Genomic DNA, 25,796 nt, shown 5'->3' with positions numbered 1-25,796 from the left:
TTTTTCCAATGTCTAAGAAAAAGATCGTTCATTATATCAATAACTTCTTTTCCGGCGCCGGCGGAGAAGAGGCGGCAGGCATGGGGCCGGAATTCCATGAGGGTCCTATGGGGCCTGGCCTCGCTCTCGCCCAGGCGTTTGGCGAAGATTATGAGATCACCGGCACCGTTGTCTGCGGCGACAACTATTTTGGAGAACATACAGAGGAGGCGACCGGGGAGATCCTCAAAATGATCGAGCCCCTGAAACCAGACCTGTTCATCGCTGGTCCCGCCTTTAACGCCGGCCGCTACGGCGTGGCCTGCGGTACGGTGGCAAAAGCTGTGGAAGTCGCGTTCCAGATCCCGGTATTGACTGGGATGTATGAGGAAAATCCTGGTGTGGATATGTTCCGCAAGGATCTGATCATCGTAAAGACCAAGAATTCTGCCGCCGGCATGAGGAGCGCGGTCCCAGTCATCAAAGCCCTGGGAGAAAAGCTGGTAAACGGCGAAGAGATCCTGGGACCGGAGGAAGAAGGCTATCTGGAACGCGGGATCCGGGTAAACTACTTCCATGAGAAACGTGGTTCCGAGCGGGCTGTGGAACTCCTGGTCCGCAAGATGAAAGGGGAAGCATGTGTGACCGAATATCCAATGCCTACCTTTGACCGGGTAGAGCCTGCCGCGCCGGTGGCGGATCTGAGCAAGGCCAAACTGGCTATCGTCACTTCCGGCGGCATCGTCCCACAGGGGAACCCGGACCATATCGAGTCCTCCAGCGCTACTAAATATGGCATCTACAGCATCAAAGGCATGGACCATATGGACAAGGCAGATTTCATGACCATCCACGGCGGATATGACCGGGCGTTTGTCACAGAAGATCCGGATCTGGTTGTGCCTCTGGATGTCCTGCGGGAGCTGGAACAGGAAGGAAAGATCGGCGAACTTGCGGATTACTTTATCACCACCACAGGGACCGGGACTTCCACCGGCAACGCCAAAGGCTTTGGGAAAGACTTTGTCAAGAAGCTTTTGGAGGATCATGTGGACGCTGTCATCCTCACATCCACCTGAGGCACCTGCACTCGTTGCGGCGCAACGATGGTAAAAGAGATCGAGCGTGTGGGAATCCCGGTGGTACACATTGCCACGGTCGTTCCCATCTCTCTCACGATCGGTGCCAACCGGATCGTACCGGCTGTCGGTATCCCCTATCCGCTGGGCGATCCCAACCTCTCGGACGAAGCCAGCAAGAAGATCCGGCGGGAACTGGTAGAACGGGCTCTGAAAGCCTTGACTACACCGGTTGCGGAACAGACGGTATTCGAAAAATAGACGAACCGTTCATACGAATAAGAATCCCTCCAGCAGAGTTCCTCTCTGTTTTGGGGGGATTTCTTGGTTGACGCGCATTTTCCCGCGGGGTATAATAATTTTAATTGCGAAATAACAAAGGAGGAAGGTAACGTATGCCTATTCGAGTACAAAACGATCTTCCGGTCAAGGAAATCCTGGAAAAAGAAAATATCTTTGTCATGGATGAACACCGGGCGACCCATCAGGACATCCGCCCTATCAAGATTGGTCTTTTGAACCTGATGCCGCTAAAGGAGGATACGGAGCTGCAGATCCTTCGTTCTCTCTCCAACACTCCCCTCCAGGTAGATGTAGTATTTGTCACGGTTTCCAGCCATCAGTCTAAAAATACGCCCACCAGTCATTTAAATAAATTTTATCAGAAATTCTGTGAGATCAAGGAGCAGAAGTTTGACGGGTTTATCATTACCGGGGCGCCTGTAGAACAGATGCCTTTCGAGGAGGTAGACTACTGGGAGGAGCTGCGGGAGATCATGGAATGGAGCAAGACCCACGTTACTTCTACCCTTCACTTGTGCTGGGGAGCTCAGGCCGGTATGTACTATCATTACGGCATTGACAAAGTACAGCTGGATCAAAAAGTATTTGGCGTATTCTGGCACAAAGTCCTGAACCGGAAGATCCCGTTGGTACGGGGATTCGACGACGTCTTTCTGGCGCCTCATTCCCGGCATACGGAGATTCCTTTGGAGGCGGTAAGAAAAGATCCCCGGCTGACGATCCTGGCGGAATCTAAAGATGCCGGCCTTTTTCTGGCCATGGCGGAAAACGGCAGACAGATTTTTGTCATGGGGCATCCAGAATATGACCGGATCACTCTGGATACGGAATACAAGAGAGATCTTTCAAAAGGACTTCCTATCAAAATGCCGAAAAACTATTACCCGGAAAACGACCCTGAGAACAAGCCCCTCCTCACCTGGCGGGCCGCGGCCAATAATCTGTATACCAACTGGCTCAACTACTACGTTTATCAAGTGACACCGTACGATATGATAGGAACTCCATTTTAATATCGTATTTCATGGATTTATCAAAAAAGGGAGACATTGCTCCACAGATTTTCATCTGTTTCGCAATGTCTCCCTTTTCTTGGATCCTTCCGGGATCTTATTGATCTTTTCAGCAGCGGAAAGTAGCACACTCCGTCTGCTCGCAACAGCAGGCGCTTCCGCCCTCTACACTGATCTTTCCCGCGTGACAGGCGCAATTTTCGTTGTACATACACTCTGTTGCCTTACATTCAATGCCGCAGGTCGCAGAAGCATTTCCCATCTGATTAGAATAAGAACCTTCTTTCTTCTCTGTAAAGCTGTCGCAGCAAGTATCCGCCGCCTGCCTGGCGCTGTCTCCTCCCACTACGATCTTATCCAGATTACAGTAGAAATCCTGGTTATGGGCACAAGTCTGCACCGTACATCTTAATTCTGGCATAATATCCCTCCTTTACTCGCCAATGGCTGTATCAAGGATATTATGCCCGATTTTCTTATTTTTACCCTGCTTTATGCCTCTTTTTCTACTTCCACTTCCCGGATTGTCTTCTCCTGGATTTCTTTCTCAATGTCCTGGATGAATGAAGCCAGGTCTTTCTGTCCTTCATCTCCAGCGAAGCGGCTCCTTACAGAAACCTTTCCTGTTTCTTCCTCTTTCGCTCCTACCACAAGCATATAAGGAATCTTATGCATCTGGGCTTCTCGGATCTTATAGCCGATTTTTTCTGCCCTGGTATCGATCTCAGAACGGATTCCGGCTTTTTCCAGATCCTCGTATACTTTCTGCGCGTAATCCATATACTTATCCGAAATCGGAAGTACTTTTACCTGAACCGGAGCCAGCCAGGTCGGGAACGCGCCGGCAAAATGTTCGATCAGGATTCCGATAAACCGCTCAATGGAACCAAAGGCAACTCTATGGATCATGATCGGGCGATGCTTCTCTCCATCTGCTCCTGTATATTCTAAGTCAAACCGCTGAGGCATCTGCATATCAAGCTGGATCGTCCCGCACTGCCAGGTCCTTCCAATGGAATCTTCCAGATGGAAGTCGATCTTGGGACCATAGAAAGCGCCGTCTCCTTCGTTCACGATATAATCCGCGCCCATATCGTCCAAAGCGCCTTTTAAGCCCTCTGTCGCCAGTTCCCAGTCCTCATCGCTGCCCATACTGTCCTCCGGACGGGTGGAAAGCTCTACATGATATTTGAATCCAAACAGGCTGTAAACCTCATCGATCAGCTGAGCCACTCCCTTGATCTCATCCCGGATCTGTTCTGGAGTCATAAAGATATGGGCATCATCCTGCGTAAAGCATCTCACACGCATAAGTCCATGGAGCTGACCGGATTTTTCATGCCGGTGGACGATTCCCAGCTCTCCCATACGGATCGGCAGATCTTTGTAGGAGCGGGGTTCTGACTTATAGACCAGCATTCCTCCTGGACAGTTCATTGGTTTTACCGCGTAATCTTCCTCATCGATCACGGTCGTATACATATTGTTCTTGTAGTGGTCCCAATGTCCGGAATTTTCCCAGAGATGACGGCTCAAAATGATGGGCGTTGACACCTCCACATAACCTTTCTCCCGGTGCAGCTTTCTCCAGTAATCCAGAAGTGTATTCTTTAACTGCATTCCTTTGGGGAGGAAGAATGGGAAGCCCGGCCCCTCATCGCTCATCATAAACAGGCCCAATTCTCTTCCCAATTTTCTGTGATCCCGCTTCTTTGCCTCTTCCATCATATGCAGATACTCATCCAGCTCACTCTTTTTGGGATAAGCCACGCCATAGATCCGGGTCAGCATTTTATTCTTCTCATCTCCTCGCCAGTATGCGCCCGCCAAGCTGGTCAGCTTAAAGGCTTTTACAGGTTTTGTGGACATCAGATGCGGGCCGGCGCACAGATCGGTAAACTCTCCCTGGCTGTAAAAGCTGATTTCCTCTCCTTCTGGGAGATCTTCCACCAATTCTACTTTATAGGGTTCGCCCTTTTCTTTAAAATATGCCACCGCTTCTTCTCTGGATTTGGAAGATCTTTCCAGCTTCAGGTCTTCTTTTACGATCTTCTTCATCTCCGCCTCAATCTTCTCCAGGTCCTCCGTTGTAAATGGAGTCTCCCGATCCAGATCATAGTAGAACCCATTTGCGATGGATGGACCGATCGCCAGCTTTGTTTCTGGATACAGCCGTTTTACAGCCTGAGCCATAATGTGAGAAGCCGTGTGGTTAAACGCTCCCTTTCCTTCTTCAGAATCAAAGGTCAGAATCTCCAGATCACAGTCTCTGTCAATCACTGTACGAAGATCTTCTATCTCTCCATCTACCTTTGCGCAGGTTGCCGCTCTGGCCAATCCCTCGCTTAAGTCTCTGGCAATATCAATGACTGCCATACTTTGTCCATACTCTTTTACCGATCCGTCTTTCAGTGTGATTTTCATAATTTTTGTTTCCTTTCTTTTATTTATATGATTTGTTTTAGGATTTCTTTTTATGGTCTTCCAGTTCTCCCGCGAACATCTGATGGATCTCCAGACATGCGTGTTTGAGAGATAAAGGCTTTCCTTCCCGGTTGATAAAACAATGCTTTGAAGTGCCTCGGCAGTGGACCATCCCTGTCTTATCGTCAATAACCTCATAACCTACCGTAAGCTTGATCCCATTGTATTCCTTAATATATGCCTCAATCGTCACCGTATCCCCAAAATGGACCATCCTCAGATAGTCTGCTTCCACAGACAGCACTGGGCTTAAAATCCCTCTTGCTTCCATTTCATCATATCCCAGCCCCATCTGTTCCATAAGATCTGTCCGCGCCTCCTCAAACCAGCGGATATAATTGGAATGATGGACGATCCCCATCTGGTCTGTTTCGTAATACTGTACTTTATGGCTGTAAGCTCTTTTGCCGCTCATTCTTTCACCTTCCTCGTCTGTCGTATCTCTTCTGCCTGATTTTCTCTTGTATATGATCTATTCCCTGACTCTCTCACTGTCCGGATGCTCCCCGGACCATCCATCTGGAGCCATACTTCCGATCCGGTACATGTCTTCCTTCGTAAGCGCGAAATCAAAAATCTCCTGGTTTTCCTTCATCCGCTCAAGCGAAGATGCCTTTGGAAGCGGAACCACTCCTCGCTGCAGGGCGTACCGCAGGCAGATCTGCGCGGTACTTACCTGATACTTCTGCGCCATTCTTCTAAGAAGCGGATTTTCCAACGCCTTCCTTCTCCCCAGCGGACTCCACGCCTGCACCAAGATCCCCCTTTTCTGGCAGTATTCCACTGTCATTTCCTGGGTATATCCTGGATGGAATTCTATCTGGTCTACCGCCGGAGACACCTTTGCGTGTTCTAATAGATTCTCCAAATGATGCGGCAGGAAATTACTGACTCCGATCGCCCGAACCCGGCCGTCCTGGTATAGCTCCTCCATGGCCTTCCAGGTATCCAGATCCAGCGCCTTCCAATCTTCATAATCCGGATTCGGAAGGGGCCAATGGATCAAATACAGATCCAGATAATCCGTCTTCAGCTTTTCCAGAGATTCCTCAAAAGCCTTTTTTACTTCCCGGCATCCCATCTGAGTCTTCCATGCCTTAGAAGCCAAAAACAATTCTTCCCGTTTGATTTCAGCCTCCCCGAATACCTTTCCCATAACTTCTTCATTCTGATAGAAGGAAGCCGTATCAAAGTACCGATATCCGGCATCCAAAGCCATGCGGAGCACCTGACCGCCGCCGTCTTCCGCGGCCTTATAAGTGCCAAATCCAAGACAAGGTACTCTTACCCCATTATTTAATTCATAGCAGTCATATATGGATGTCATTCCTCTGTTTCCACCTTTCTATCCGCCTTCTGGATTCCGCGTCCAACAATTCCGCCAATATAAAAACCCCTGCAGCAAATCTGCTACAGGGGACGAGTCTTTCCCGTGGTTCCACCCCAATTGAACCGGACCTATTCCGGAACCTCTTGATCTAGACGATAACGGAGTCACCGGGCTGGTTTGCAGCCGCTCAGAGGTGGTCTTCGGACAGTTCCCGGATAAGAAGCTCTCAGCCGTCCGCTTCTCTCTCTTTTATCCCTTTCCTGTCTTACTCTTCTCTTCAACGCATTATCATATATGGATTTATTATAGCATCCCGGCTTTTTTTGTCAAGACTGGTTTTGCATTTTGCGTTATTATATGTGGCGAATAGAAGGAATCCTCCATCCTTTAGATAAATGTTAAAAATCTTTTGCAAATTCTTTTCTCAGATTTTCAAGAACAATTTCTATGTTTTTTCTTGGGCAGGCAAGATTAAATCTTGCAAATCCTCTTCCCTCTCTCCCGAAAAATTCTCCCTCGTTTATCAGTACATGGCATCTCTCCTTAAGATAATCCTTGAGATTTTCCGGCGAGACTGTTGTCTTTCTGAAGTCAACCCAGACCAGATAAGTTCCTTCAGGCTTTCGAGTTTGTAGCAATGGGATATTTTTTTGTATATATTCAACAAAATAGCAAATGTTCTCTTCTACATATGCATTCATTTCATTCAACCATGCGGCAGATTCTTTGTACGCGCCAATTAAAGCCTGCTCTGCAAACGCGTTACATTCATCAACATGATGGATTCTCAGAAGTCTTTGGAATTTCTTTCTAATCACGGCATTTTCAATAATAAAGTTAGCCACATGTATGCCCGCAAGATTAAATGGTTTTGAAGGGGATGTGGCAGTTATACAGTTTCCCTTCTTGGCTTTGCATATTTCCGCGATCATAGTATGTTTCATATTTCTTGAAACAATATCACTATGTATATCATCTGAAATAATACAAATATTATTTTGCACACAAATTTGAACCAGTTTCTCTAGTTCTTTTCGCTTCCATACTCTTCCGGATGGATTATGCGGATTACAAAAAAGAAGAACTTTGGTTCTCTTTGTTATCTTTCTCTCAAGGTCCTCAAAATCGATTGTATAATATCCATTTTGGCATTTTAGTGGATTTTCAACAAGTTTTCGTTCGCTTTCCTCTACCACCCTATAAAAAGGTCCATATACAGGCGTCTGTATGATTACCTCGTCTTCTTTTTGCGACACTGCCTGAAGCGCCAGAAATAATCCCAGCACAACGTTGGGAACATAGCATATCCATTCTTTTTTTACCTGATAGTCATGTCTTTCTCGCAAGAAATCGATAATTGCATTATAATAATCATCCGATAAGAACTGGTATCCAAATGCTCCCTGTTCTGCTGTTTTCACAAGTCTTCTGGTAATATTCGGCGCAATTTCAAAATCCATATCCGCAACCCACATCGGTATTACATTTTCACCTACAAACGGCGCATCCCACTTTTCGCAATTTGTTTTTTTTCGTTCCACTCCAGTTTCAAAACAAAACATTTTATCACCATTCCAACTTCATAATTTCAGATTCACAGCCATTATGGAATCTTGGACAGCTCAGACAGTCTGAAATTGGCGGAGCAGACTCCCTTGGGAGAACTACAAAGCCAAGCTTCTTGTAAAATTCCGGAATCTTCGCATTTAACAAAATCCTTCCGGCATCCCAACTCTTTGCTTCTTCAATCACATATTCCACTAATTTTCGTCCAAGTCCTTGGCCCTGGTATTTCTTTTCTATGGCCACCGTTCGAATTACAAATTCGCCATATGTCCTGGCAAGAGAAGCGCCTCCTATTCGATGTCCTGTACTATTATCAATCATTTCAAAACATGCGATCAACCCTTGAGGTGGTTTTGAATCCGGTTTAAACTCAAGTCCGGCTTCAATAAACATTGGAAGCATCTCCTCAAAATTCATAGACTTGATAATTCGATACGTCCCATTGACACTCTTATTTTCCACATTTGACAGCTTAAGAAACGCCCGCGTCCTTTCCTGCAATGGATTCTCAAGAACCTGCTTGGGAGAACCCTCTTCTATAATCTTGCCTTCGTCCATAAAAATCACCCTGTCCGCCACTTCTTTCGCAAACTGCATCTCATGTGTGACTATTATCATTGTATAATCTTCTTTGGCAAGATTTCGTATGACTTCCAAAACCTCCTGAACCCATTCTGGATCAAGCGCTGACGTTGGTTCATCAAAAAGCAAAACATTGGGTTTTATTGCCATAGAACGCGCAATAGCAACTCTTTGTTGCTGCCCTCCCGATAAAGTAATCGGATATTGCCTGATCTTATCCTTCATTCCGACTTTTTCTAAATAGACCATCGCCTGGGCTCTGGCCTCTTCCTTTTTCATTTTCTGTACGGTTACCAATGGTTCCATTACATTGTGAAGCACATCTTTATTTGAAAACAAATTATAATTCTGAAAGATCATAGCAGAATGTTTTCTTAATTCATGGATTTCCTTTTTTGATGTTTCTCCAGCTGTAACAGTAACATTCCCGATCGTAATAGAGCCGGAATCCGGAACCTCAAGGTAGTTCATACAACGCAGCAGTGTAGACTTACCTGTCCCAGAAGAACCGATAATCGCAACAACTTCTCCCTTCTGGATTTCCAAATCAATTCCTTTTAACACCTCAAGCTTTCCAAAACGCTTATGCAAATTTTGTATTTTTATCATTTGTCATCTGCTCCTTTTCGTCATCTTATATATCCTGCTTCAAGGTGTTTCTCTACAATGGCTTCCATCCGTTCAAGTATCAAAATAATTCCCCAGTACAACAGCATTAAAACCATATAAGCTTCAAAATAGTTAAAAGTAACTGACGCTCTCAGATTTGCCGTTGCCGTTATCTCGATAACTCCAATTGTAAACGCCATTGATGTCCCTTTTACAATATCTACCAAGTTATTAAACAGCGATGGAACCGCTACCCGTGTTGCCTGCGGAAGCACTATTCTAAACATTGTCTGCATAGAAGTCATCCCATGCGCAAGCGCCGCTTCTTTTTGTCCTTCAGATACAGAAAGAAGCGCTCCCCGCACTACTTCTTTCATATACGCAGCCGAGTTCAATGTCAATCCAATTACGCACACTGTAAATGCCGGGACACTCCTAAGCGATGGAATAAACGTAGGAATACCAAAATACAAAAGAAATAATTGGGGAATCAGCGGAGTCCCCCTGAAAAAGGAAACATATACTTCACAAATCTGCCTGATAACCGGCACACGAAAATAATCAATTACCGCAATTAAAATCGCCAGTATCAATGAAGCGACAAAAGATAAAACCGTCAATGATATTGTTACCGGGAGCACTTCTATCATTGCCTGCAATGTACCAAGACAAAATTCCAAATTCAACTTGCCAACACCTGTTAAGAAGTGATTCCCTGATGAAACATCAAGAAATCACTTCTTTCCCTTTCTCTTAAAAATCAAAAATATGTAGCATATGCTATTTTGCACTTTCCGGCTGCTCACTGATGTCCATGCCAAACCACTTTTCCGATAGTTCTTTTATTGTCCCATCTTCCTGCATTTCCTTAATTGCCTCTGAAGCAATCTCCGCCAGTTGTTCGCCTCTTTCCGTTTTAGAAAATGGATATGCGTTTGTTTCTACAACACTTGTTTTTCCAACAATTTTAAGATTATCCATTTCTTCTAATGTCGCGTTGCATCCCGTTTCGGCCCTTGGCCACAGATCACATCTCCCCAATGCCACATCCTGAACGGACATTCCGTCATAAAATGTCGGCTCTAACTCAATTCCATAATCTTTATTAATCGCATTTAAAATAATTTCATCGCTGGTATTTGTCTCGCACGCAATCGTCATACCGGACTTCAGATCATCCATAGATTGGATCTCTTCATTATCTTTTGCCGCCATTAAGCAGTAGATATTGTATGCGTAAGGCTCTGTAAAGACATATTTTGCTTCTCTTTCTTCCGTCACTGAAATTTGATTTCCAACCGTATCCAAACGTCCGCTCTCAAGCATTGACCATAGCGCGTCCCATTCCATGATCTGATAATCTATCTCGTAGCCTGTCCGCTTCCCAATTTCCTGCCACATATCATAATCAAAACCTGCAAGTTCTCCTTCATCATCCGTTTGGATCCAGCCTGGAGTTGCGGCATCTCCGCCTACATGAAAGACTTTCTCATTTTCCTCTACGTTTTCCGTTTCTGCCGTATCACTTGATGCTTCTCCATTTTTCTCAGAAGCACTGTCACCACAGCCGGCCAGCATCCCCACTGTTAATAATATACATAAAAGAACTCCCACTAACCTTTTTTTCATTTTTTTCCTCCATTCAGTATTTTTTCTTTATTTAGATTTAGTATAAAAACTTTCCCGCTTTAAGGCAAATTGATGTTTTACATATATTTATCTGCTTTTTCTATAAATCACATCTTCTTTCTGTCGATGTTCTTACGTTTACTAGATGAGCCTTTTGTTTGTGGAAATCCTCCTGATCTTTGGCGTTTCTGCAATGCCTTCTCTCTAATTTTCCATGTATTATTTTCTTCTGAATTTCGGTGCAAAAACAAATGCTGCTTACGATCCTATTTTGTATGATGGCAGGATGCTTTCCTACAAAAAGAGGGTATCATCAAATCATCCAAACAACTGATCTGATGATACCCAAACTCTTCAAAACCATTCTCCCTTTTATCATAGAGGGATTGTGTTGCCTCCGCCTCCTACGCTTTTACCCCAAGATCCAAAGCTTCCACACCGCGAATCCTTCCCGTACCATATAGTTTATAAACAACACGGGATGACAGCCTGCGCACAGGCGGTATGGGCTCTGATACCCAGCTTTCTTTGCGTACCTGCAGGCCCGGTACATATGGAAATTATTGGTCACGATCCCAATAGGTCGGCGGATGTCTTCCAGATAACCCGCGGAAAACTGCAGATTTTCTTTTGTCGTCGCAGAACGATCCTCACAGAAGATCCTCTCCGGTCTGATTCCCTGGCTGACCAGATATTTCCTCATCGCCTCCGCCTCTGTAATATCCTCACCGTGTCCTTTCCCGCCTGACACAACGACCCGTGTCCCGGGATATTTCTTAAGATACTCTGCTGCCCGGTCCAGCCGCCGTTTCAAGGAATCTGTCACCTTTACCCCCGCCACATGAGCTCCCAGCACCACCAGATAATCCAGTTCTCTTTCCCGGCAGGAAAACATACCTGTCAGGATCGCCGCTTCCCCAATGAGGAATATTGTCAGCAAAATACCGGCCGCTCCGCGGATCACCAGCGGGACGGGTTCTTCCAGATTCTGTCCTGCGCCAAGAAACAGCAGTAGGATTCCCAGCAGGGGCCAAAATTTAGCGAAAGTGGAATTCCATCTTCTAAGCGTCAGGCCGATCACCGCGTAATAAGCCGCGCAGAGAACCCCCGCGGTACAAAAAACTATCTGCCACAGCATTTTTTATATTTCTTGCCGGAACCGCATGGACATGGATCGTTGCGCCCGATCTTCTTTTCCTTGCGGATCGTTCCGGATTCCTTCTGCTCCTTATACATCTTCTTTAATTCTTCTTCCGAATAAATTTCTTTCCACTGAGGAAGTTCATAGAGCCAGTCCGCTTTTGCCGCGACCATGTTTTTATAAAGTTTCTCCTTATCAAAAGCAAGGCTTACTTCCGTATCCTCATCCATGGTCTCGATCGGATTCGGTTCCTTTAAGCTTTCATTGATGCCGTCCAGGAATCCTACCATGGTCAGCACTTCCTGTCCGTATTTCTCCGCCAGCTCTTTCACGGTCCCTTTGACCTCTTCCTCCGGATTGTCCAAAAGCTTTTCATAAATCTCCTTCTCGATCTGGAAGTAAGATCCCCAGAATCTCTGGAGCTGTCCTCTGTCTGCCTTTTCATTATATGCGATGCTCTGCCACTGTTCTAATAATGTACGACTCATATTCCTAACTCCTTTGTATTTGTTTCATTTGCAATTTTTTTCTGCTATCTATATAATATACTAAAGACTCCCTGAGATGTAAAGGAGGATTCTCATGAAAAAGACAAAACGTATCCTGGCGGGACTGGGGGCTGTCCTGCTTTTTGCTATGTATGGGGCCACTCTCGTCTTTGCGCTGATAGATCATCCGGCCTCGGCAGATCTCCTGATGGCTTCCATCGCCTGCACGATCCTGTTCCCTGTGCTTTTATATGCCTATATCCTGGTATACCGGCTTCTCAAAGGCCCAAAAGACGACAACGAGGATCAGACATAAGTCCGATCCCCGCATAATTTTGGCGGCTTTTCCCCGCTTGATTTTTATCCATACATTCCGGCAAGATACAGCACTTTCATGTCTCTCTTTAGCCGCTCCTGCCCTTTTCTTTTCTCTTGTTCTCTGATTTTTTTTCTTTTTGTAAGGTATTCTTCCATCGAAAGCACTTCCAGATAGCCATCCTCATTTCTCTGCTGCATAGTAATACCTCCATTTCTGTTTTTCAAGCGGATATTCTTTTGCTTTTGCAAACCCCTTATTCCCCGCTTTACTATTATATTGATACACATTGTAAGATATGCCTTCTTTTTGTACCATTCCCTTTGTACATCTACATTCTACCGAAAAAATGTGTACAGCCTGTGGCTGAAATATAAAAATAGAATAAGAGAATTCTTAAGACAGGTTAAGAAACAAAAAAATCCCCACAGAAAGGAGATCGAAAAGGCGCTATGCCCCGACTCTTTCCTGTGGGAATTTTAAACTCTTATTTCCGATATATGATATCATCTCTTCCCGGTCCATTGGAGATCATGGTGATCGGATAACCGATCTGTTCTTCTACAAACTCTACATACCTGCGGCAGTTCTCCGGCAGATCTTCGTAACGCTTGATTCCACGGATATCACAATTCCACCCCGGCAGCTTTTTCAGCACAGGTTTCGCCTTCTCAAGAAGATGGGTAGGCGGGAACTGATCCGTTTCTTTCCCGTCAATCTCATAAGCAACGCACACCGGAATCTCTTCCAGGTATCCCAATACATCCAGAACGGTAAAGGCCACGTCTGTGGTCCCCTGCATCCGGCAGCCATACCGGGAGGCTACACAGTCAAACCACCCCATTCTCCTTGGACGGCCAGTGGTAGCGCCAAATTCGCCGCCGTCACCGCCCCGGCGTCTCAGCTCATCCGCCTCATCGCCAAAGATCTCGCTGACAAAGGCCCCGGCTCCTACCGCGCTGGAATATGCTTTGCAGACAGTAATGATCTGCTGGATCTCCTGAGGCGGGACACCGGCTCCTACCGCGCCGTAACCGGCAAGTGTCGAAGATGAGGTTACCATGGGATAAATCCCGTGGTCCGGATCTTTCAAAGAACCCAACTGTCCTTCCAACAGCACACTCTTTCCTTCCTGGAGCGCGTTGTGGATGAAAAGGGCGGTATCGCACACATAAGGTTCAACCATTTCCTTATAGCTTTTCAGTTCCTGATACAGATCTTCCGGATCGATCAGCGGTTTGTGATAAAGATGCTCCAGCAGTACATTCTTCTGCTGCGCGACCCGCTCTACCTTCTCTCTCAAGAGAGCATCGTCAAACAGCTCGCTGACCTGGAAGCCTATCTTAGCAAATTTATCCGAATAAAACGGCGCAATCCCTGACTTGGTGGAACCAAAGGATTTTCCGGCCAGCCGTTCTTCCTCGTAAGCGTCAAAGTTTTTGTGATAAGACATCACGATCTGGGCCCGGTCGGAAACCAGAAGTTTTGGTTTGGGCACTCCCTGATCCACGATAGACTGGACTTCTTTAAACAATACTGGAATGTCCAAAGCCACACCATTTCCGATCACGCTGGTGGTGTGACCATAAAAGACCCCTGACGGCAATGTATGGAGCGCAAACTTTCCATAATTATTGACGATCGTATGCCCGGCATTGGCGCCTCCTTGGAAACGCACTACAATATCGGCTTCCCTGGCAAGCATGTCGGTAATCTTTCCCTTGCCTTCATCTCCCCAGTTGGCTCCCACTACTGCTTTTACCATATTCATTCCTCCTAAAGTCATTGGCTTTCGCCTTGAAACAATCACCTTAAGCATTATACTATATTTTTTCCTGCCTGTAAAACAAAATTTATTGCATCTTGTTTTGTTCCGCAGACCGGCCTCTTTTACATCAGCGGAGCCAAAAGCCGCAGCACTTGACCGGAGATCTTCGTCAGGATGGTCCTGTTTTTCACTTCCAGCAGGCTGATCTTATGACATCTGGTGAGTGTCTTCTGAAAATCCCGCTCAATCCTGTCGATCTCTGAGTTATTGTAGATAAATGTGCCGCATTCAAAATGCAGATACAAACTGCGGTAATCCAGATTGATGGTCCCCACCGCGGCCGTATCGTTATCCGACACGAAAACTTTGGCATGGACAAACCCTGGGGTATATTCATAAATCTGCACTCCCCCCTCGATCAGCTCTTTGTAATAGGTTTTTGCCACTACAAAAGCATACCATTTATCCGGGATATGAGGCATGATAATGATTACTTCGATTCCGCTTTTGGCCGCTCTGGTCAGTGTGGTGAGCATCTCGTTGTCCAGGATCAGATAGGGAGTCATGATGTGCACATATTTTTTTGCGTGGTTCAAAATATGGAAATAAACTTCCTCGCCTACATTCTCATTATCAAAGGGACTGTCCGCGTACGGGATCACATATCCAAGTTCTCTTCTCAGCCCGCTCCGCTTCTTCGTCAGATAACGCTCATAATTTTCCGGTTTCCGTTCTTCTACATTCCACATCTGCAGGAAGATCATCGTCAGGCTCTGCACGGCGTCTCCCTTCAGCATGACCGCCGTATCTTTCCAATGACCGAATCGAACTTTCCGGTTGATATACTCATCTCCCAGATTGATTCCTCCGGTGTAGCCAACTTTTCCATCGATCACGCAGATCTTCCTATGATCTCGGTTATTCTGAATGGTAGACAAAAAGGGTTTGACCGCATTGGACATCTTGCACTGGATCCCGAATTTCCGCAGCTGTTCCGGATAATTATAAGGAAGCATAGAAATCGCGCACATTCCATCATACATGAAGCGCACCTCTACTCCTTCTTTCACTTTTTTACGCAGGATCTTCAGGATCGTGTCCCACATATATCCTTCTTCTACGATAAAGTATTCCATAAAAATAAACTTACGGGCTTTCTCCAGCTCCTCCACCATTGACCGGAATTTGTATTCGCCTAATGGGAAATAAGTCACTTCCGTATTCCGGTAAGTCGGGAATCCAAGGCCGGACAGATAATAAGACAGCTGGGCGTTGGCGGATCTGCTGGCCCAGACAGCCTCTACCACTTCCCGCTCCTGCTGCATGTAAGGGTCTGTCTCCACTTTGAGAACGGCCTGTCTCTCCCGCATGAAATGAGTCCCCGGCTGTACTTTTGTAAAAATATAAAAAAGCGTTCCAAACCCAGGGATCGCCATGACAAACAGCATCCAGGTCATCTTAAATGCCGGATTGCCTTCCGAGTTGATGATATAGATCAAAACAACAACGCCAAGAATCGTCAATGCTCCGTATACGTAAGCAATGTACTCTTCCAGATAGAAACTTGTCTCTACTAAGAACCAGACCTGTAAAAGGAGCATCAAAAGAATGATCCCCGTCCTGCTGAAAACAATTCGGAACAGTCCTCTTTTCGCTGTTCCAGGTGCTTCATTGCTGCTCATAACTCTCTCCTTCCAGTAAATAAAAAGCCACGGATACAGTGTACCATACTTTTGCCGGCCGCTCAACCAGGAGCTGTCAAAGGTTTTTTCTCAATCTTTTGCCTTCCCCTTTTCTTTTTCCTCAAAAAGTATTACAATACACCTATTAGGGGGAACGTCCCTTACGAAAGGAGATATAAGGGTATGGCAAAATGGCTGAAAAAACTGCTTGGGCTGGCTGCTGTAGCAGGAACTGCCGCAGGGATTCTCTATTATTTGAAAAAGCGGGATGCCGCGGACACAGAAGACTTGGAGGACGCCTTTGAGGATGAGGATTTTGATCTGGACAATGACTTAAAGTCTGCCGCCGACCGAGAGTACGTACCGCTGAACACAGGGAGCGCGCAGACTGAAGATGGAGCCGGCTTCGCTGACTCCACTGAGACAAACGAGCAGACAGAGACCAAAGCCCCAGACCAGAAAGAGGCTGACGGAAAAGAAACAAAAGAAGACGAAACCAAATAAATAGGCCAAAAAGGCGGCGGTCATTCTATGACTGCCGCTTTTTATATGTTCTTCCATAGTGTAACCAGTGTCCCTGCCGCCTCCCGAATCTGTTCTTCCGTAAGATTCGCGTAACCAAGCAGAATGGTGGGCCAATCCTTTTCTGATCTTTGGATCCGATAATCAGAAAGTCCATATACCCGGATATCCTCATCGGCAGCCGCCCGGATCAGCTCCTGCTCAGTGATCTTCTTCTGAAAAGTCAAAAGAAGATGGACTCCCGCGTGTTCGCCTGAGATCCGGCAGATATCAAGAAGGGGGCGCAGCTCCTCGATCAGCGCGTCATGGCGCCCTTTATACAAGGCTCTCGTCTTGTTCAAGTGCCTCTCATAATAACCTTCTTCAATAAATTTCTGTACGATCAGCTGATCTACTTTAGATACTGTAGAGTTGATAAACCGATGTTTTTTCTGGTACTTTTCCAAAAGGGGATCCGGCAGTACCATATAGCTTAGCCGGATCGCCGGAGCGATGGATTTGGAGAAAGTTCCCAGATAAATGACTTTATCCCTGCTGTCATATCCTTGAAGAGCCGGAATCGGTTTCCCTTTGTAGCGGAACTCACTGTCATAGTCGTCTTCTATAATATAGCGCCCCGGTCTTTCACCCGCCCATTTCAGCAGTTCCATCCTGCGCCGCACAGGCATGACGATACCGGTCGGATACTGATGGGAAGGCGTTACATAGGCAATATCCGCCGCGGTTTCCGCCAGAGCCGCTACCCTCATTCCATCTTTGTCCACCGGAACAGGAACCGTAGAGAATCCCAAGTCTTTCGCCAGACGGAATGCCTGCATATACGTGGGATCCTCAAAGGCCGCCGTATGATCTGTTCCCAGAATGATAGACAGAAGCATTAAGATATAGTCGCTTCCCGCTCCGATCACCACCTGTTCCGGAGTACAGTTGACCCCCCTGGCCTGATAGAGATACTGGGCTACTGCCCGGCGGAATCCATATTCTCCCTGAGAGTCTCCCGACCGGAAAAGTTCAGTCCTGTCGTCTATTAAAATCTCTCTGGACAGTTTCCGCCACACATGGTAGGGAAAGCTCTTTAAATCTACTCCATGGGGTGTAAAATCATACCGATAAGCTTTGCTTTCCTCTTTGGCCTCTTCTGGCTGCTCCTTTGCCTGAGTCAGCCGGTACAGCCCTTCCAGCCTGGACGCGAAGAATCCCCTGCAAGGCTGGGATTCAATATAGCCTTCCGAGAGGAGCTGCTCATAGGCCAGTTCCACAGTGCTGCGGCTTACGTCCAAATAACGGGACAAGGCCCTGGTAGACGGCAGTTTCTCGCCGCAGGCGATCCTGCCTTCCTGGATATTCTCTTTGATATAATTGTAAATCTGCTCGTAAAGAGGAGTTTTCGAATGAGGGTTTAGATTGATCGTCAATTCATTCATGGCACATACTCCATTGGGGCCGGGGGATTTTTAAAAATCCCCCGGCCCCAATTCATTTATTTTGGTAACTTAAATGAACTTTTCAGTGACACGATCCGGTTAAAGACCAGATGTTCCGGATCAGAATCTCTAAGATCCAGACAAAAATAGCCATTGCGCACAAACTGGAAGCTGTCTCCTGGTTTAGACTCTCCAAAACTGTCTTCTACCATACATTCCTGCAAGACAGTCAAGGAATTGGGATTTAAATTCAAGGAACCGTCTTCCTTATTATAGACGCCTTTCTCTTCATCCACCAGATTTTCATACAGTCTGACCTCCGCCTGCTTAGCATAGGGAGCCGCTACCCAGTGGATCGTTCCTTTTACCTTTCTCCCGGTAAATCCTGTCCCTGCTTTTGTCTCCGGATCATAGGTCACATGAATGGCGGTTACATTGCCGTCCTGGTCTGTCTCATAGCTTTCGCATTTGACAAAATAGGCGTTCATCAGCCGCACTTCATTGCCCGGAAACAGCCGGAAATATTTCTTGGGAGGCTCGATCATAAAGTCTTCCCGCTCAATATACAGCTCCCGGCAGAAAGGAACTTTCCGCTTTCCAAGCTCTGGGTTTTCCAGGTTATTATCCGCTTCCAGATATTCCGTCTCTCCTTCCGGATAGTTGTCGATGATCAGCTTGATCGGATCCAACACCGCCATCATCCTCGGACGCTTCAGCTTCAGGTCTTCCCGTATACAGTATTCCAGCATAGCATAATCCACAGAACTCTGGCTTTTGGACACTCCGCACAGATCAACAAACATCTGTATCGACTCCGGCGTAAAGCCTCTCCTTCTGAGCGCCGCGATGGAAACCAGCCGCGGATCATCCCAGCCATCCACGATTCCTTCTTGTACCAGCTTTTTGATATATCGTTTTCCTGTGACCACATTGGTCAGATATAGTTTTGCGAACTCAATCTGCCGTGGAGCCGGATCAAATTCACACTCCCGCACCACCCAGTCATACAGGGGGCGGTGATCTTCAAATTCCAGCGTACAGATGGAATGGGTGATCTTCTCCACCGCATCCTCGATCGGATGGGCAAAATCATACATGGGATAAATGCACCATTTGTCCCCGGTATTATGGTGGGAGATATGGGCCACCCGATAGATCACCGGATCCCGCATATTGATATTAGGGGACGCCATGTCGATCTTAGCCCGGAGCACCTTCTCCCCGTCCTTATACTTTCCTTCCCGCATTTCTTCAAAAAGCCGCAGGTTTTCTTCCACAGACCTGTCCCGATAGGGGCTGTTCTTTCCGGCCTGTGTCAGCGTTCCCCGGTATTCCCGGATCTCCTCCGCTGAAAGATCGCAGACATAAGCCTTTCCTTTCCGGATCAGCTTCAAGGCGCACTCGTACATTACGTCAAAATAGTCCGAAGCGAAATAAAGATGGTCCTTCCAGTCCGCTCCCAGCCATTTCACATCTTCTTTGATGGATTCCACAAATTCTGTATCCTCTTTAGTAGGATTGGTATCATCAAAGCGCAGGTGAAAGGTTCCGTTATATTTTTTTGCCAATCCTGAATTCAAAAGAATGGATTTCGCGTGTCCTATATGAAGATACCCGTTTGGTTCCGGCGGAAACCGGGTACAGACCTCCGTGTATATTCCTTCTGCCAGGTCTTTATCTATTTCCTGTTCGATAAAATTCTTGGAAACTGTCTCTTCTCCCATGTTCTTCCTCCTTGCTGGGCCGATATTTTCTGCCCCTTATCTTATCATAAAACCACAGGGGAAACAAGCCCGCTTCTTTCCGTTATACTCCGTCTTATTCCTGATTCCTTTCCTGTATGCGTTCCCTGTAATAATCAGCAGGCATCCACTTCCCTTTCCAGGCATACAAAAGGATCATTATCGCTCCCGCCAGCCAGGATGCCGGATACGCCGCCATCAGCCAGAACATTTCATGGGAAATGGATAAGCATATCCCAATCCATGCCACCCGGAAGATACAAAGAGAAAACAGGAATACCAGCATGGTCTGCAAGGTCTTTCCAGTTCCCCGGATCGTTCCGGCAAGCACCTGCAAGATCCCAAGCATCCAGTAAAAGGGGCAGAAAAATTTCATAATATACACACCGCAGGCCACCACATCCTGTTCGCTGGAGAAGACCCTGATCACCTGCGGCGCGAATAAGAGCAGCAAAATCCCCGTCACAATGGTATAAGCCACTCCCATCCCTACAGACACATACATTCCTCTCTTGACCCTGTCATATTTCCCTGCGCCTACGTTCTGTCCGGCAAAGGTAGTAGCAGCCATCCCAATACTTAAGACCGGAAGGATATTAAAACCATCGATCTTGATATAAGCCGCGAATCCGGCCATGGCCACGGCCCCAAAGCTGTTGACGCTGGACTGGACGATCACGTTGGAAAAGGAGATCACGATATTCTGGATTCCCGTAGGAAGGCCGATCTTTACGATCCTGGAAAACAAATGATCATAAAGACGGATGTCTCTAAGACGGACCTGATAAATCCTGTCGGTCTTCATCAGGAATCTCAGGATAAAAATGCAGGATAAAAGCTGGCTGATATCAGTCGCCAGAGCCGCTCCCACAATTCCCATCCGAAACACCACCACAAACAAAAGATCCAGGAAAATATTGGATACCGCAGCGATCATCAGATAGACCAGGGAACGTTTGGAATTTCCCACCGCGTTCAAGATTCCGGCGGACATATTATAAATCACAGAAAAAACGATTCCGCCAAAATACACCTGCAGATATTGGGCCGCCTGATCAAACACATCCGCAGGCGTTCCCATCATCCGCAATATCCAGGGCGTCAAGATGATCCCCGCTATCGTCAGGATCACTCCCGCCCCCATAGCAATGGCCTCTGTGGTATGGACCGCTTTGCGGACTCCCTCTTTATCCTGTGCTCCGAAAAACTGAGAAATGACTACGCCAGCTCCCGCGGAGGCGCCAATGCAGAATCCGATCAGAAGATTGATGATGGAAGAACTGGCTCCTACAGCCGCCAGGGCCTCACTTCCGATAAAATTTCCCACGATAATGGAGTCTACCGTATTATACAGCTGCTGAAACAGATTCCCAAGAATCAGGGGAATGGCAAAATACACCATTTTCCGCCAAATGGATCCCTCTGTCATGAGTGTATTATTTTTCTTTTCCATGGGTACATCCTTCCTTTTCAACAAGAGTCGTATGATCTAAGATCTGCGTAAAATCTGTAAAGATGGGCGAAAAAAATTACTCCCTGAACTGGGAGTAATGAAGCTGCCGAGCGGAATCGAACCGCCGACCTCCGCCTTACCAAGGCGACGCTCTACCGACTGAGCCACGGCAGCGCATATCATTGATTGCAACAGTGATACTATACACTATAATCCATAGATTTGTCAATGATATTTTTCCAAAATCTTCTCTGTTTTTCCTTTTATTCTCTGAAGGGCGTTATCCACCGTCTTAGGGCTCTTGTCTAAAAGACGGGCGATGGTCTTATAATCTGTGCCTAAAAGGTGAAGGTACAAGACCCTGCTTTCCAAATCGCTTAACTGCTCCTCCAGCTCGCTCTCCAGAAGACGGGCGTATTCCCGGCTCACCAGAATCTCTTCTGGATTATTTTCCCGCTCCGCTTCCACCGTCTCGATCAGCGCTTCCTTTTCATCATTTTTATCATACAGTGATACATAAGAATTCAGCGGCCCGTGCTTCTTTCTCTTAGACGCCTCGATGGCGGAATAAAGCTGCCGGGCGATGCAAAGCCGGGCAAAGCTGTAAAACGAAGCTTCCTGCTTTGGATCATAGTCTTGGACCGCTTTAAAAAGGCCGATCATGCCTTCTTGGATCAGGTCATCATTTTCCCCTCCCAGAAGATACATGGCATTGGCCTCCTTGCGCACCAGGTTCTTATATTTTTCCATGATGTAATCCATGATCTTTTTATCTCCGTCCCGCAGTTTTCCGATCAGCTGCTCGTCGGTCATCCGGTCATAGGCACTCATAAGGCCGCCTCCTTTTCCCTTATGTTTGGCTAAAAGATTCCTGCATGTACCTCATATGACTGCTACTGCTGCCGCTGGCGCAGGATCTCATAAGCCAGGACTCCTGCCGCCACCGATGCGTTCAGCGAATCAATCTCTCCCTTCATAGGAATCGCCGCTGTAAAATCACAGGTTTCCTTCACCAGCCTTCCTACGCCCTCGCCCTCATTACCGATCACCAGACCGATGGGGCCTTTTAGGTTTAGCCGATACATCGATTCTCCGTCCATGTCCGCGCAGACAAACCACAGTCCTTTCTCTTTCAGCTCTTCCATGGTCTTGACAAGATTAGTCACTCTGGCCACCGGCGTATAATTCAAGGCTCCGGCAGAGGTCTTTGCCACCGTTGCGGTCAGACCGACCGCTCTGCGCTTCGGTATAATGACTCCATGGGCTCCCGCCAGATTGGCCGTCCGAATGATGGCCCCCAGATTATGAGGATCCTCAATATTGTCCAGCAGGAAAAGGAAGGGATCTTCTCCCCGTTTTTGGGCTAATTCCAGCATATCCTCCACCTGGGCGTAGGCGTAGGCCGCCGCATCCGCGATCACGCCTTGATGCTTTCCGGTCACGGAAAGCCGGGCAAGTCTTGCTTTATCCGCAAACTGCACTTGGATTCCCCGCTTTTTTGCCTCTCTTAAAATGGTGCGGATGGGCCCGTCCTGGCAGCCTTCCTGCACATACAGCCGGTCAATGGTACGGTCCGCCCTCAGGGCTTCCAGCACAGCGTTTCTTCCCTCGATCCGGTTTTCCTTCTGGTTTTCCTCCTTAAGAGCCTCCTGTCCGGCCCTTTCCTTTCTTCCTTCCCCTTGATACTTCTGCATATCTGCTCCTTTTCTTCCCCTACCGATTTTCACAGTTCTTTCCGCCTATCTGGCCGGCTCTTCCAAATGATCAAGCCCTGTCTTTACCAAGTCCAGCATACGCTCCCATTCCCGGTTCAGATAGAGATATCCCATCAGCGCCTCGAATCCGGTAGCCCGGTGATAATCTTTCAAAGACTGGTTCTTGGCCGGCGAAAAGCTCTTCGAATTACGGCCTCTGCGGTAGACTCCGGCTTCTTCTTCTGACAGCAGGGGCTCAATGGCCTCCATCATCCGGGACTGGGCGGATGCCTGCACCATGCGGCTGGTCTCTTTGTGAAGTTTGTTTACCTGGCGGTTCCCCTGGCTGACCACAATGGTACGGATGATCAGATCATAGATACAATCCCCGATATAGGCCAGCACCAGAGGCGAATATCCCTTCGCCTGCCTGTCAGGAAGCTGGAAAGCCTCCCGCAGGCAGGCGTCAAACTGCCATTCTACGCTTTTTTCCATTTTACACCCTCTCTGGTATCCTCCAGAATGATGCCCTTTTGCGCCAGTTCATCCCGGATGGCATCGGCTTTGGCAAAATCTTTGGCTTTCCTTGCCGCCTGACGCTCCTGGATCAGATTCTCGATCTCCTCATCCAGCAGTTCTTCCTTCTTATCCACGATCAGTCCCAGTACATCCGTCAGCTTTTTCAAAAGCTTAAGAAGATTCTCCAAATATGCTTTAGAACTGTTCTCACCGGCGCTGGTGTTGATGAATTTCACCAGGTCGAAAACAGCCGCCAGAGCATCCGCCGTATTAAAGTCATCATCCATGGCCTTTTCAAAAGCGGCCACGAATCCATCGGTCTGGGCGAAGGCTTTTTCTTCCTCTTCCGTCAGCTTCTCTGTCTGGGCGTTCTTCAGATAGAACTTCAGATTTTCCGCCGCGTTTACGATCCGCTCCAATCCATTTTTGGACGCTTCCATCAGCTCTGCGCTGAAATTTAACGGACTTCTGTAATGGGCGCTCAGCATAAAGAACCGCAGCACCTGCAGATCGTACTGTTCGCTGATCTCCCGTACCGTACGGAAATTCCCCAGAGATTTACTCATTTTCCGGTTATCGATATTTAAAAACGCATTGTGCATCCAGTAGCGGGCAAATTCTTTCCCATTAGCGGCCTCGCTCTGAGCGATCTCATTTTCATGATGAGGAAATACCAGGTCCTCGCCGCCGGCGTGGATGTCGATCTGGTCGCCCAGATATTTCTTGGACATAACAGAGCACTCAATATGCCACCCCGGACGGCCGTCGCTCCATGGTGACTCCCAGGCGGGCTCCCCTTCTTTCTTCGGTTTCCACAGTACGAAATCCAGAGGATCTTCCTTTTCATCCTCGCCGGTCACCAAAAGAGAACGTTCGCCGGAGCGAAGATCGTCCAGATTCTTGTGGGACAATTTGCCATAGTCCTTAAACTGGCGGGTGCGGAAGTAAACCGTACCGTTTTTCTCATAAGCGTACCCTTTATCGATCAGGGTCTGGATCATCTCCACCATTCCGCAGATCTCCTGAGTGGCCAGAGGATGGGTTGTGGCCGGTTTCACGTTCATGCCTTCCATATCTTTCTTGCACTCGGCAATGTACCGCTCGGAAATCTCCTGGGCGGAAACTCCTTCCTCGATCGCTTTGTTGATGATCTTGTCGTCCACATCAGTAAAATTGGAAACATAGTTCACATCGTATCCCTTGTACTCAAAATATCTTCTTACCGTATCAAAGACGATCATCGGCCTGGCGTTTCCAATGTGGATGAAATTGTATACGGTAGGCCCGCACACATACATTTTCACCTTTCCCTCTTCCAGTGGGACAAATTCTTCTTTCTGCTTTGTCAGTGTGTTATACAGCTTCATGGTTTCGTTCTTCCTCCTCATCTAAGATCTTGATGTTTTGCTCCTGCATACATCTCATATGCTTCTCCATTTCCAGGATCCTGCTGTGCAGCCTCAGGTTATCTGCCTGCAGCTCCCGGATATCGTTGCTGATAGGGTCCGGCAGATGGATCTGGTCCATATCCATCCGGGGGATCCTCTGGTCTCCCATTTTGACCACCCGGCCGGGTACGCCTACCACGGTACAATTGGGCGGCACTTCCTTTAGGACCACAGAACCGGCGCCGATCTTGGAATTTTCCCCGATGGTAAAGGAACCTAAGACCTTGGCTCCCGCGCTCACCATTACATTATCCTTCAGGGTAGGGTGGCGCTTGCCCTGTTCCTTTCCGGTCCCTCCTAAAGTCACTCCTTGATATAAGGTGATGTTATCCCCCAGCTCCGCCGTCTCTCCTATGATCACGCCGCTGCCGTGGTCGATAAACAGTCCCTTTCCAATAGTGGCTCCCGGATGGATCTCAATTCCCGTCTTGCGGGCTGCCCTCTGGGAAATCCACCGGGCCAGAAAATAGTGTTTCTTCAAATACAGCTTATGGGCCATCCGGTAGCGCAGGATCGCCTTAAAGCTGGGGTAGAGGAACACCTCCATATTCGACTTGATGGCAGGATCCCGTTCCCGGATCACCTGAATCTCTTCCCTGATATAAGATATCATACCCATGATGTCCAATCTCCTTCATTGATGTAAAAAATATCTCTGCGGCAGATTGCAGCCAAACAAAAAACTCCGTCTCTGATACATAGCCGTATCCAAGAGACGAAGTCAAGCTCCGCGGTTCCACTCTTATAGAAAATCCCTGCCAAACAAGAATTCTCCACTCGAAACACGTAACGTGTGTAACCCGTGCCCGGCTACTGGAAAAACTCGTTCGCCAGGCAGACTCCCGGATGCACTTCACGGCGGTATCCCTTAAAACTGCTTTCAGCCGGTGACAGTTTCTCTCTTTTAGATCCATCCTCCGCTACTCTTTCCGTTCAGCGTCTTTGCCTTATATAGGATATATCATATGTGAAATCAGGAGATTTGTCAATTGTTAAATTGTTAACTGGGGACGTAGTCTTTTTGC

At 47.3% G+C, this 25,796-nt stretch carries 23 protein-coding genes, 1 tRNA gene and 1 pseudogene; 4 read left to right on the top strand and 21 right to left on the bottom strand.

The window, feature by feature from the left end:
* Positions 1-8 precede the first annotated feature (8 nt).
* Together grdB and metA are read left to right on the top strand one after the other, a co-directional pair.
* A complete protein-coding gene (gene grdB / locus FND36_07585; GenBank protein QDW73907.1) occupies positions 9-1,319 on the top strand; it encodes a glycine reductase complex selenoprotein B in 1,311 nt (436 codons plus the stop codon).
* Between the two features lie 134 nt (positions 1,320-1,453).
* Positions 1,454-2,374 carry a homoserine O-succinyltransferase gene (metA, locus tag FND36_07580; protein ID QDW73906.1) on the top strand — a complete coding sequence of 307 codons (921 nt, stop codon included), beginning with the start codon at positions 1,454-1,456 and terminating at the stop codon, positions 2,372-2,374.
* A gap of 109 nt (positions 2,375-2,483) precedes the next feature.
* Here metA and FND36_07575 read toward each other — a convergent pair whose 3' ends face one another.
* The 10 genes from FND36_07575 to FND36_07530 all read right to left on the bottom strand — a co-directional run bounded on the left by FND36_07575 (position 2,484) and on the right by FND36_07530 (position 12,203).
* On the bottom strand, positions 2,484-2,795 hold the full coding sequence (locus tag FND36_07575; protein ID QDW73905.1) for a DUF1540 domain-containing protein: 312 nt from the start codon (positions 2,793-2,795) through the stop codon (positions 2,484-2,486).
* A 71-nt stretch (positions 2,796-2,866) separates the two neighbouring features.
* Positions 2,867-4,798: a threonine--tRNA ligase gene (gene thrS / locus FND36_07570; GenBank protein QDW73904.1), complete on the bottom strand. Its 1,932-nt coding sequence runs from the start codon at positions 4,796-4,798 to the stop codon at positions 2,867-2,869.
* A 37-nt stretch (positions 4,799-4,835) separates the two neighbouring features.
* A complete protein-coding gene (locus tag FND36_07565) occupies positions 4,836-5,273 on the bottom strand; it encodes an acyl-CoA thioesterase (GenBank protein ID QDW73903.1) in 438 nt (145 codons plus the stop codon).
* A gap of 57 nt (positions 5,274-5,330) precedes the next feature.
* The gene (locus FND36_07560) at positions 5,331-6,185 is read right to left on the bottom strand and encodes an aldo/keto reductase (GenBank protein ID QDW73902.1); all 855 of its coding nucleotides are present in this window, start codon (positions 6,183-6,185) and stop codon (positions 5,331-5,333) included.
* Between the two features lie 401 nt (positions 6,186-6,586).
* Positions 6,587-7,750 carry a pyridoxal phosphate-dependent aminotransferase gene (locus tag FND36_07555; protein ID QDW73901.1) on the bottom strand — a complete coding sequence of 388 codons (1,164 nt, stop codon included), beginning with the start codon at positions 7,748-7,750 and terminating at the stop codon, positions 6,587-6,589.
* A 4-nt stretch (positions 7,751-7,754) separates the two neighbouring features.
* The gene (locus FND36_07550; GenBank protein ID QDW73900.1) at positions 7,755-8,945 is read right to left on the bottom strand and encodes a GNAT family N-acetyltransferase; all 1,191 of its coding nucleotides are present in this window, start codon (positions 8,943-8,945) and stop codon (positions 7,755-7,757) included.
* Positions 8,946-8,965: 20 nt separating this feature from the next.
* Complete coding sequence (locus tag FND36_07545; GenBank protein QDW73899.1) at positions 8,966-9,631, bottom strand: amino acid ABC transporter permease; 666 nt, start codon at positions 9,629-9,631, stop codon at positions 8,966-8,968.
* Between the two features lie 94 nt (positions 9,632-9,725).
* Positions 9,726-10,574 carry a transporter substrate-binding domain-containing protein gene (locus FND36_07540; protein ID QDW73898.1) on the bottom strand — a complete coding sequence of 283 codons (849 nt, stop codon included), beginning with the start codon at positions 10,572-10,574 and terminating at the stop codon, positions 9,726-9,728.
* A 412-nt stretch (positions 10,575-10,986) separates the two neighbouring features.
* The gene (locus FND36_07535; protein ID QDW73897.1) at positions 10,987-11,712 is read right to left on the bottom strand and encodes a YdcF family protein; all 726 of its coding nucleotides are present in this window, start codon (positions 11,710-11,712) and stop codon (positions 10,987-10,989) included.
* Positions 11,697-12,203, bottom strand: a complete 507-nt coding sequence (locus FND36_07530) for an SEC-C domain-containing protein (protein ID QDW73896.1) — start codon at positions 12,201-12,203, stop codon at positions 11,697-11,699. The genes FND36_07535 and FND36_07530 overlap by 16 nt, the downstream gene beginning before the upstream one ends.
* Before the next feature lie 94 nt (positions 12,204-12,297).
* Here FND36_07530 and FND36_07525 point away from each other — a divergent pair, with 94 nt between their 5' ends.
* Positions 12,298-12,519 carry a hypothetical protein gene (locus FND36_07525; GenBank protein ID QDW73895.1) on the top strand — a complete coding sequence of 74 codons (222 nt, stop codon included), beginning with the start codon at positions 12,298-12,300 and terminating at the stop codon, positions 12,517-12,519.
* 487 nt (positions 12,520-13,006) lie between these two features.
* Here the strand turns inward: FND36_07525 and FND36_07520 are convergent, their stop codons facing one another.
* Both FND36_07520 and cls read right to left on the bottom strand, forming a co-directional pair.
* Positions 13,007-14,284 carry an adenylosuccinate synthase gene (locus tag FND36_07520; GenBank protein QDW73894.1) on the bottom strand — a complete coding sequence of 426 codons (1,278 nt, stop codon included), beginning with the start codon at positions 14,282-14,284 and terminating at the stop codon, positions 13,007-13,009.
* A 125-nt stretch (positions 14,285-14,409) separates the two neighbouring features.
* Positions 14,410-15,969, bottom strand: coding sequence for a cardiolipin synthase (gene cls / locus FND36_07515; protein ID QDW73893.1), 1,560 nt, complete (start codon positions 15,967-15,969; stop codon positions 14,410-14,412).
* A 183-nt stretch (positions 15,970-16,152) separates the two neighbouring features.
* On the opposite strand from cls, the pseudogene FND36_07510 reads away from it, so the two are divergent.
* Positions 16,153-16,365: pseudogene (locus tag FND36_07510) on the top strand (hypothetical protein).
* A gap of 149 nt (positions 16,366-16,514) precedes the next feature.
* Here the strand turns inward: FND36_07510 and FND36_07505 are convergent.
* The 9 genes from FND36_07505 to cysE form a co-directional block, all read right to left on the bottom strand.
* Complete coding sequence (locus FND36_07505) at positions 16,515-17,915, bottom strand: PLP-dependent aminotransferase family protein (GenBank protein QDW73892.1); 1,401 nt, start codon at positions 17,913-17,915, stop codon at positions 16,515-16,517.
* 56 nt (positions 17,916-17,971) lie between these two features.
* Positions 17,972-19,639 carry a glutamine--tRNA ligase/YqeY domain fusion protein gene (locus FND36_07500; protein QDW73891.1) on the bottom strand — a complete coding sequence of 556 codons (1,668 nt, stop codon included), beginning with the start codon at positions 19,637-19,639 and terminating at the stop codon, positions 17,972-17,974.
* Positions 19,640-19,733: 94 nt separating this feature from the next.
* The gene (locus FND36_07495; GenBank protein ID QDW73890.1) at positions 19,734-21,110 is read right to left on the bottom strand and encodes an MATE family efflux transporter; all 1,377 of its coding nucleotides are present in this window, start codon (positions 21,108-21,110) and stop codon (positions 19,734-19,736) included.
* 98 nt (positions 21,111-21,208) lie between these two features.
* Positions 21,209-21,284, bottom strand: a tRNA-Thr gene (locus FND36_07490).
* A 51-nt stretch (positions 21,285-21,335) separates the two neighbouring features.
* The gene (locus FND36_07485) at positions 21,336-21,941 is read right to left on the bottom strand and encodes a sigma-70 family RNA polymerase sigma factor (GenBank protein ID QDW73889.1); all 606 of its coding nucleotides are present in this window, start codon (positions 21,939-21,941) and stop codon (positions 21,336-21,338) included.
* A 62-nt stretch (positions 21,942-22,003) separates the two neighbouring features.
* On the bottom strand, positions 22,004-22,804 hold the full coding sequence (gene rlmB / locus FND36_07480; GenBank protein ID QDW75573.1) for a 23S rRNA (guanosine(2251)-2'-O)-methyltransferase RlmB: 801 nt from the start codon (positions 22,802-22,804) through the stop codon (positions 22,004-22,006).
* A gap of 45 nt (positions 22,805-22,849) precedes the next feature.
* The gene (locus FND36_07475) at positions 22,850-23,299 is read right to left on the bottom strand and encodes a ribonuclease III (protein QDW73888.1); all 450 of its coding nucleotides are present in this window, start codon (positions 23,297-23,299) and stop codon (positions 22,850-22,852) included.
* Entirely contained in the window at positions 23,284-24,690 is a 1,407-nt protein-coding gene (locus FND36_07470; GenBank protein QDW73887.1) for a cysteine--tRNA ligase, read from the bottom strand. The genes FND36_07475 and FND36_07470 overlap by 16 nt, the downstream gene beginning before the upstream one ends.
* Entirely contained in the window at positions 24,677-25,390 is a 714-nt protein-coding gene (cysE, locus tag FND36_07465; protein QDW73886.1) for a serine O-acetyltransferase, read from the bottom strand. The genes FND36_07470 and cysE overlap by 14 nt, the downstream gene beginning before the upstream one ends.
* Positions 25,391-25,796: the final 406 nt, after the last annotated feature.

It is taken from the genome of Lachnospiraceae bacterium KGMB03038 (assembly GCA_007361935.1).
In the GTDB taxonomy this organism is placed as follows: Bacteria; Bacillota; Clostridia; order Lachnospirales; family Lachnospiraceae; genus Massilistercora.
Note: the sequence above shows the minus strand (reverse complement) of the source record. Positions and strands in the feature narration are given on the sequence as shown.

Bases quoted from the DNA above. Each gene is read 5' to 3' on its own strand.
- metA (QDW73906.1), top strand. From the start codon at position 1,454: ATGCCTATTCGAGTACAAAACGATCTTCCGGTCAAGGAAATCCTGGAA.
- FND36_07575 (QDW73905.1), bottom strand. From the start codon at position 2,795: ATGCCAGAATTAAGATGTACGGTGCAGACTTGTGCCCATAACCAGGAT.
- thrS (QDW73904.1), bottom strand. From the start codon at position 4,798: ATGAAAATCACACTGAAAGACGGATCGGTAAAAGAGTATGGACAAAGT.
- FND36_07565 (QDW73903.1), bottom strand. From the start codon at position 5,273: ATGAGCGGCAAAAGAGCTTACAGCCATAAAGTACAGTATTACGAAACA.
- FND36_07560 (QDW73902.1), bottom strand. From the start codon at position 6,185: ATGACATCCATATATGACTGCTATGAATTAAATAATGGGGTAAGAGTA.
- FND36_07555 (QDW73901.1), bottom strand. From the start codon at position 7,750: ATGTTTTGTTTTGAAACTGGAGTGGAACGAAAAAAAACAAATTGCGAA.
- FND36_07550 (QDW73900.1), bottom strand. From the start codon at position 8,945: ATGATAAAAATACAAAATTTGCATAAGCGTTTTGGAAAGCTTGAGGTG.
- FND36_07540 (QDW73898.1), bottom strand. From the start codon at position 10,574: ATGAAAAAAAGGTTAGTGGGAGTTCTTTTATGTATATTATTAACAGTG.
- FND36_07535 (QDW73897.1), bottom strand. From the start codon at position 11,712: ATGCTGTGGCAGATAGTTTTTTGTACCGCGGGGGTTCTCTGCGCGGCT.
- FND36_07530 (QDW73896.1), bottom strand. From the start codon at position 12,203: ATGAGTCGTACATTATTAGAACAGTGGCAGAGCATCGCATATAATGAA.
- FND36_07525 (QDW73895.1), top strand. From the start codon at position 12,298: ATGAAAAAGACAAAACGTATCCTGGCGGGACTGGGGGCTGTCCTGCTT.
- FND36_07520 (QDW73894.1), bottom strand. From the start codon at position 14,284: ATGGTAAAAGCAGTAGTGGGAGCCAACTGGGGAGATGAAGGCAAGGGA.
- cls (QDW73893.1), bottom strand. From the start codon at position 15,969: ATGAGCAGCAATGAAGCACCTGGAACAGCGAAAAGAGGACTGTTCCGA.
- FND36_07505 (QDW73892.1), bottom strand. From the start codon at position 17,915: ATGAATGAATTGACGATCAATCTAAACCCTCATTCGAAAACTCCTCTT.
- FND36_07500 (QDW73891.1), bottom strand. From the start codon at position 19,639: ATGGGAGAAGAGACAGTTTCCAAGAATTTTATCGAACAGGAAATAGAT.
- FND36_07495 (QDW73890.1), bottom strand. From the start codon at position 21,110: ATGGAAAAGAAAAATAATACACTCATGACAGAGGGATCCATTTGGCGG.
- FND36_07485 (QDW73889.1), bottom strand. From the start codon at position 21,941: ATGAGTGCCTATGACCGGATGACCGACGAGCAGCTGATCGGAAAACTG.
- rlmB (QDW75573.1), bottom strand. From the start codon at position 22,804: ATGCAGAAGTATCAAGGGGAAGGAAGAAAGGAAAGGGCCGGACAGGAG.
- FND36_07475 (QDW73888.1), bottom strand. From the start codon at position 23,299: ATGGAAAAAAGCGTAGAATGGCAGTTTGACGCCTGCCTGCGGGAGGCT.
- FND36_07470 (QDW73887.1), bottom strand. From the start codon at position 24,690: ATGAAGCTGTATAACACACTGACAAAGCAGAAAGAAGAATTTGTCCCA.
- cysE (QDW73886.1), bottom strand. From the start codon at position 25,390: ATGGGTATGATATCTTATATCAGGGAAGAGATTCAGGTGATCCGGGAA.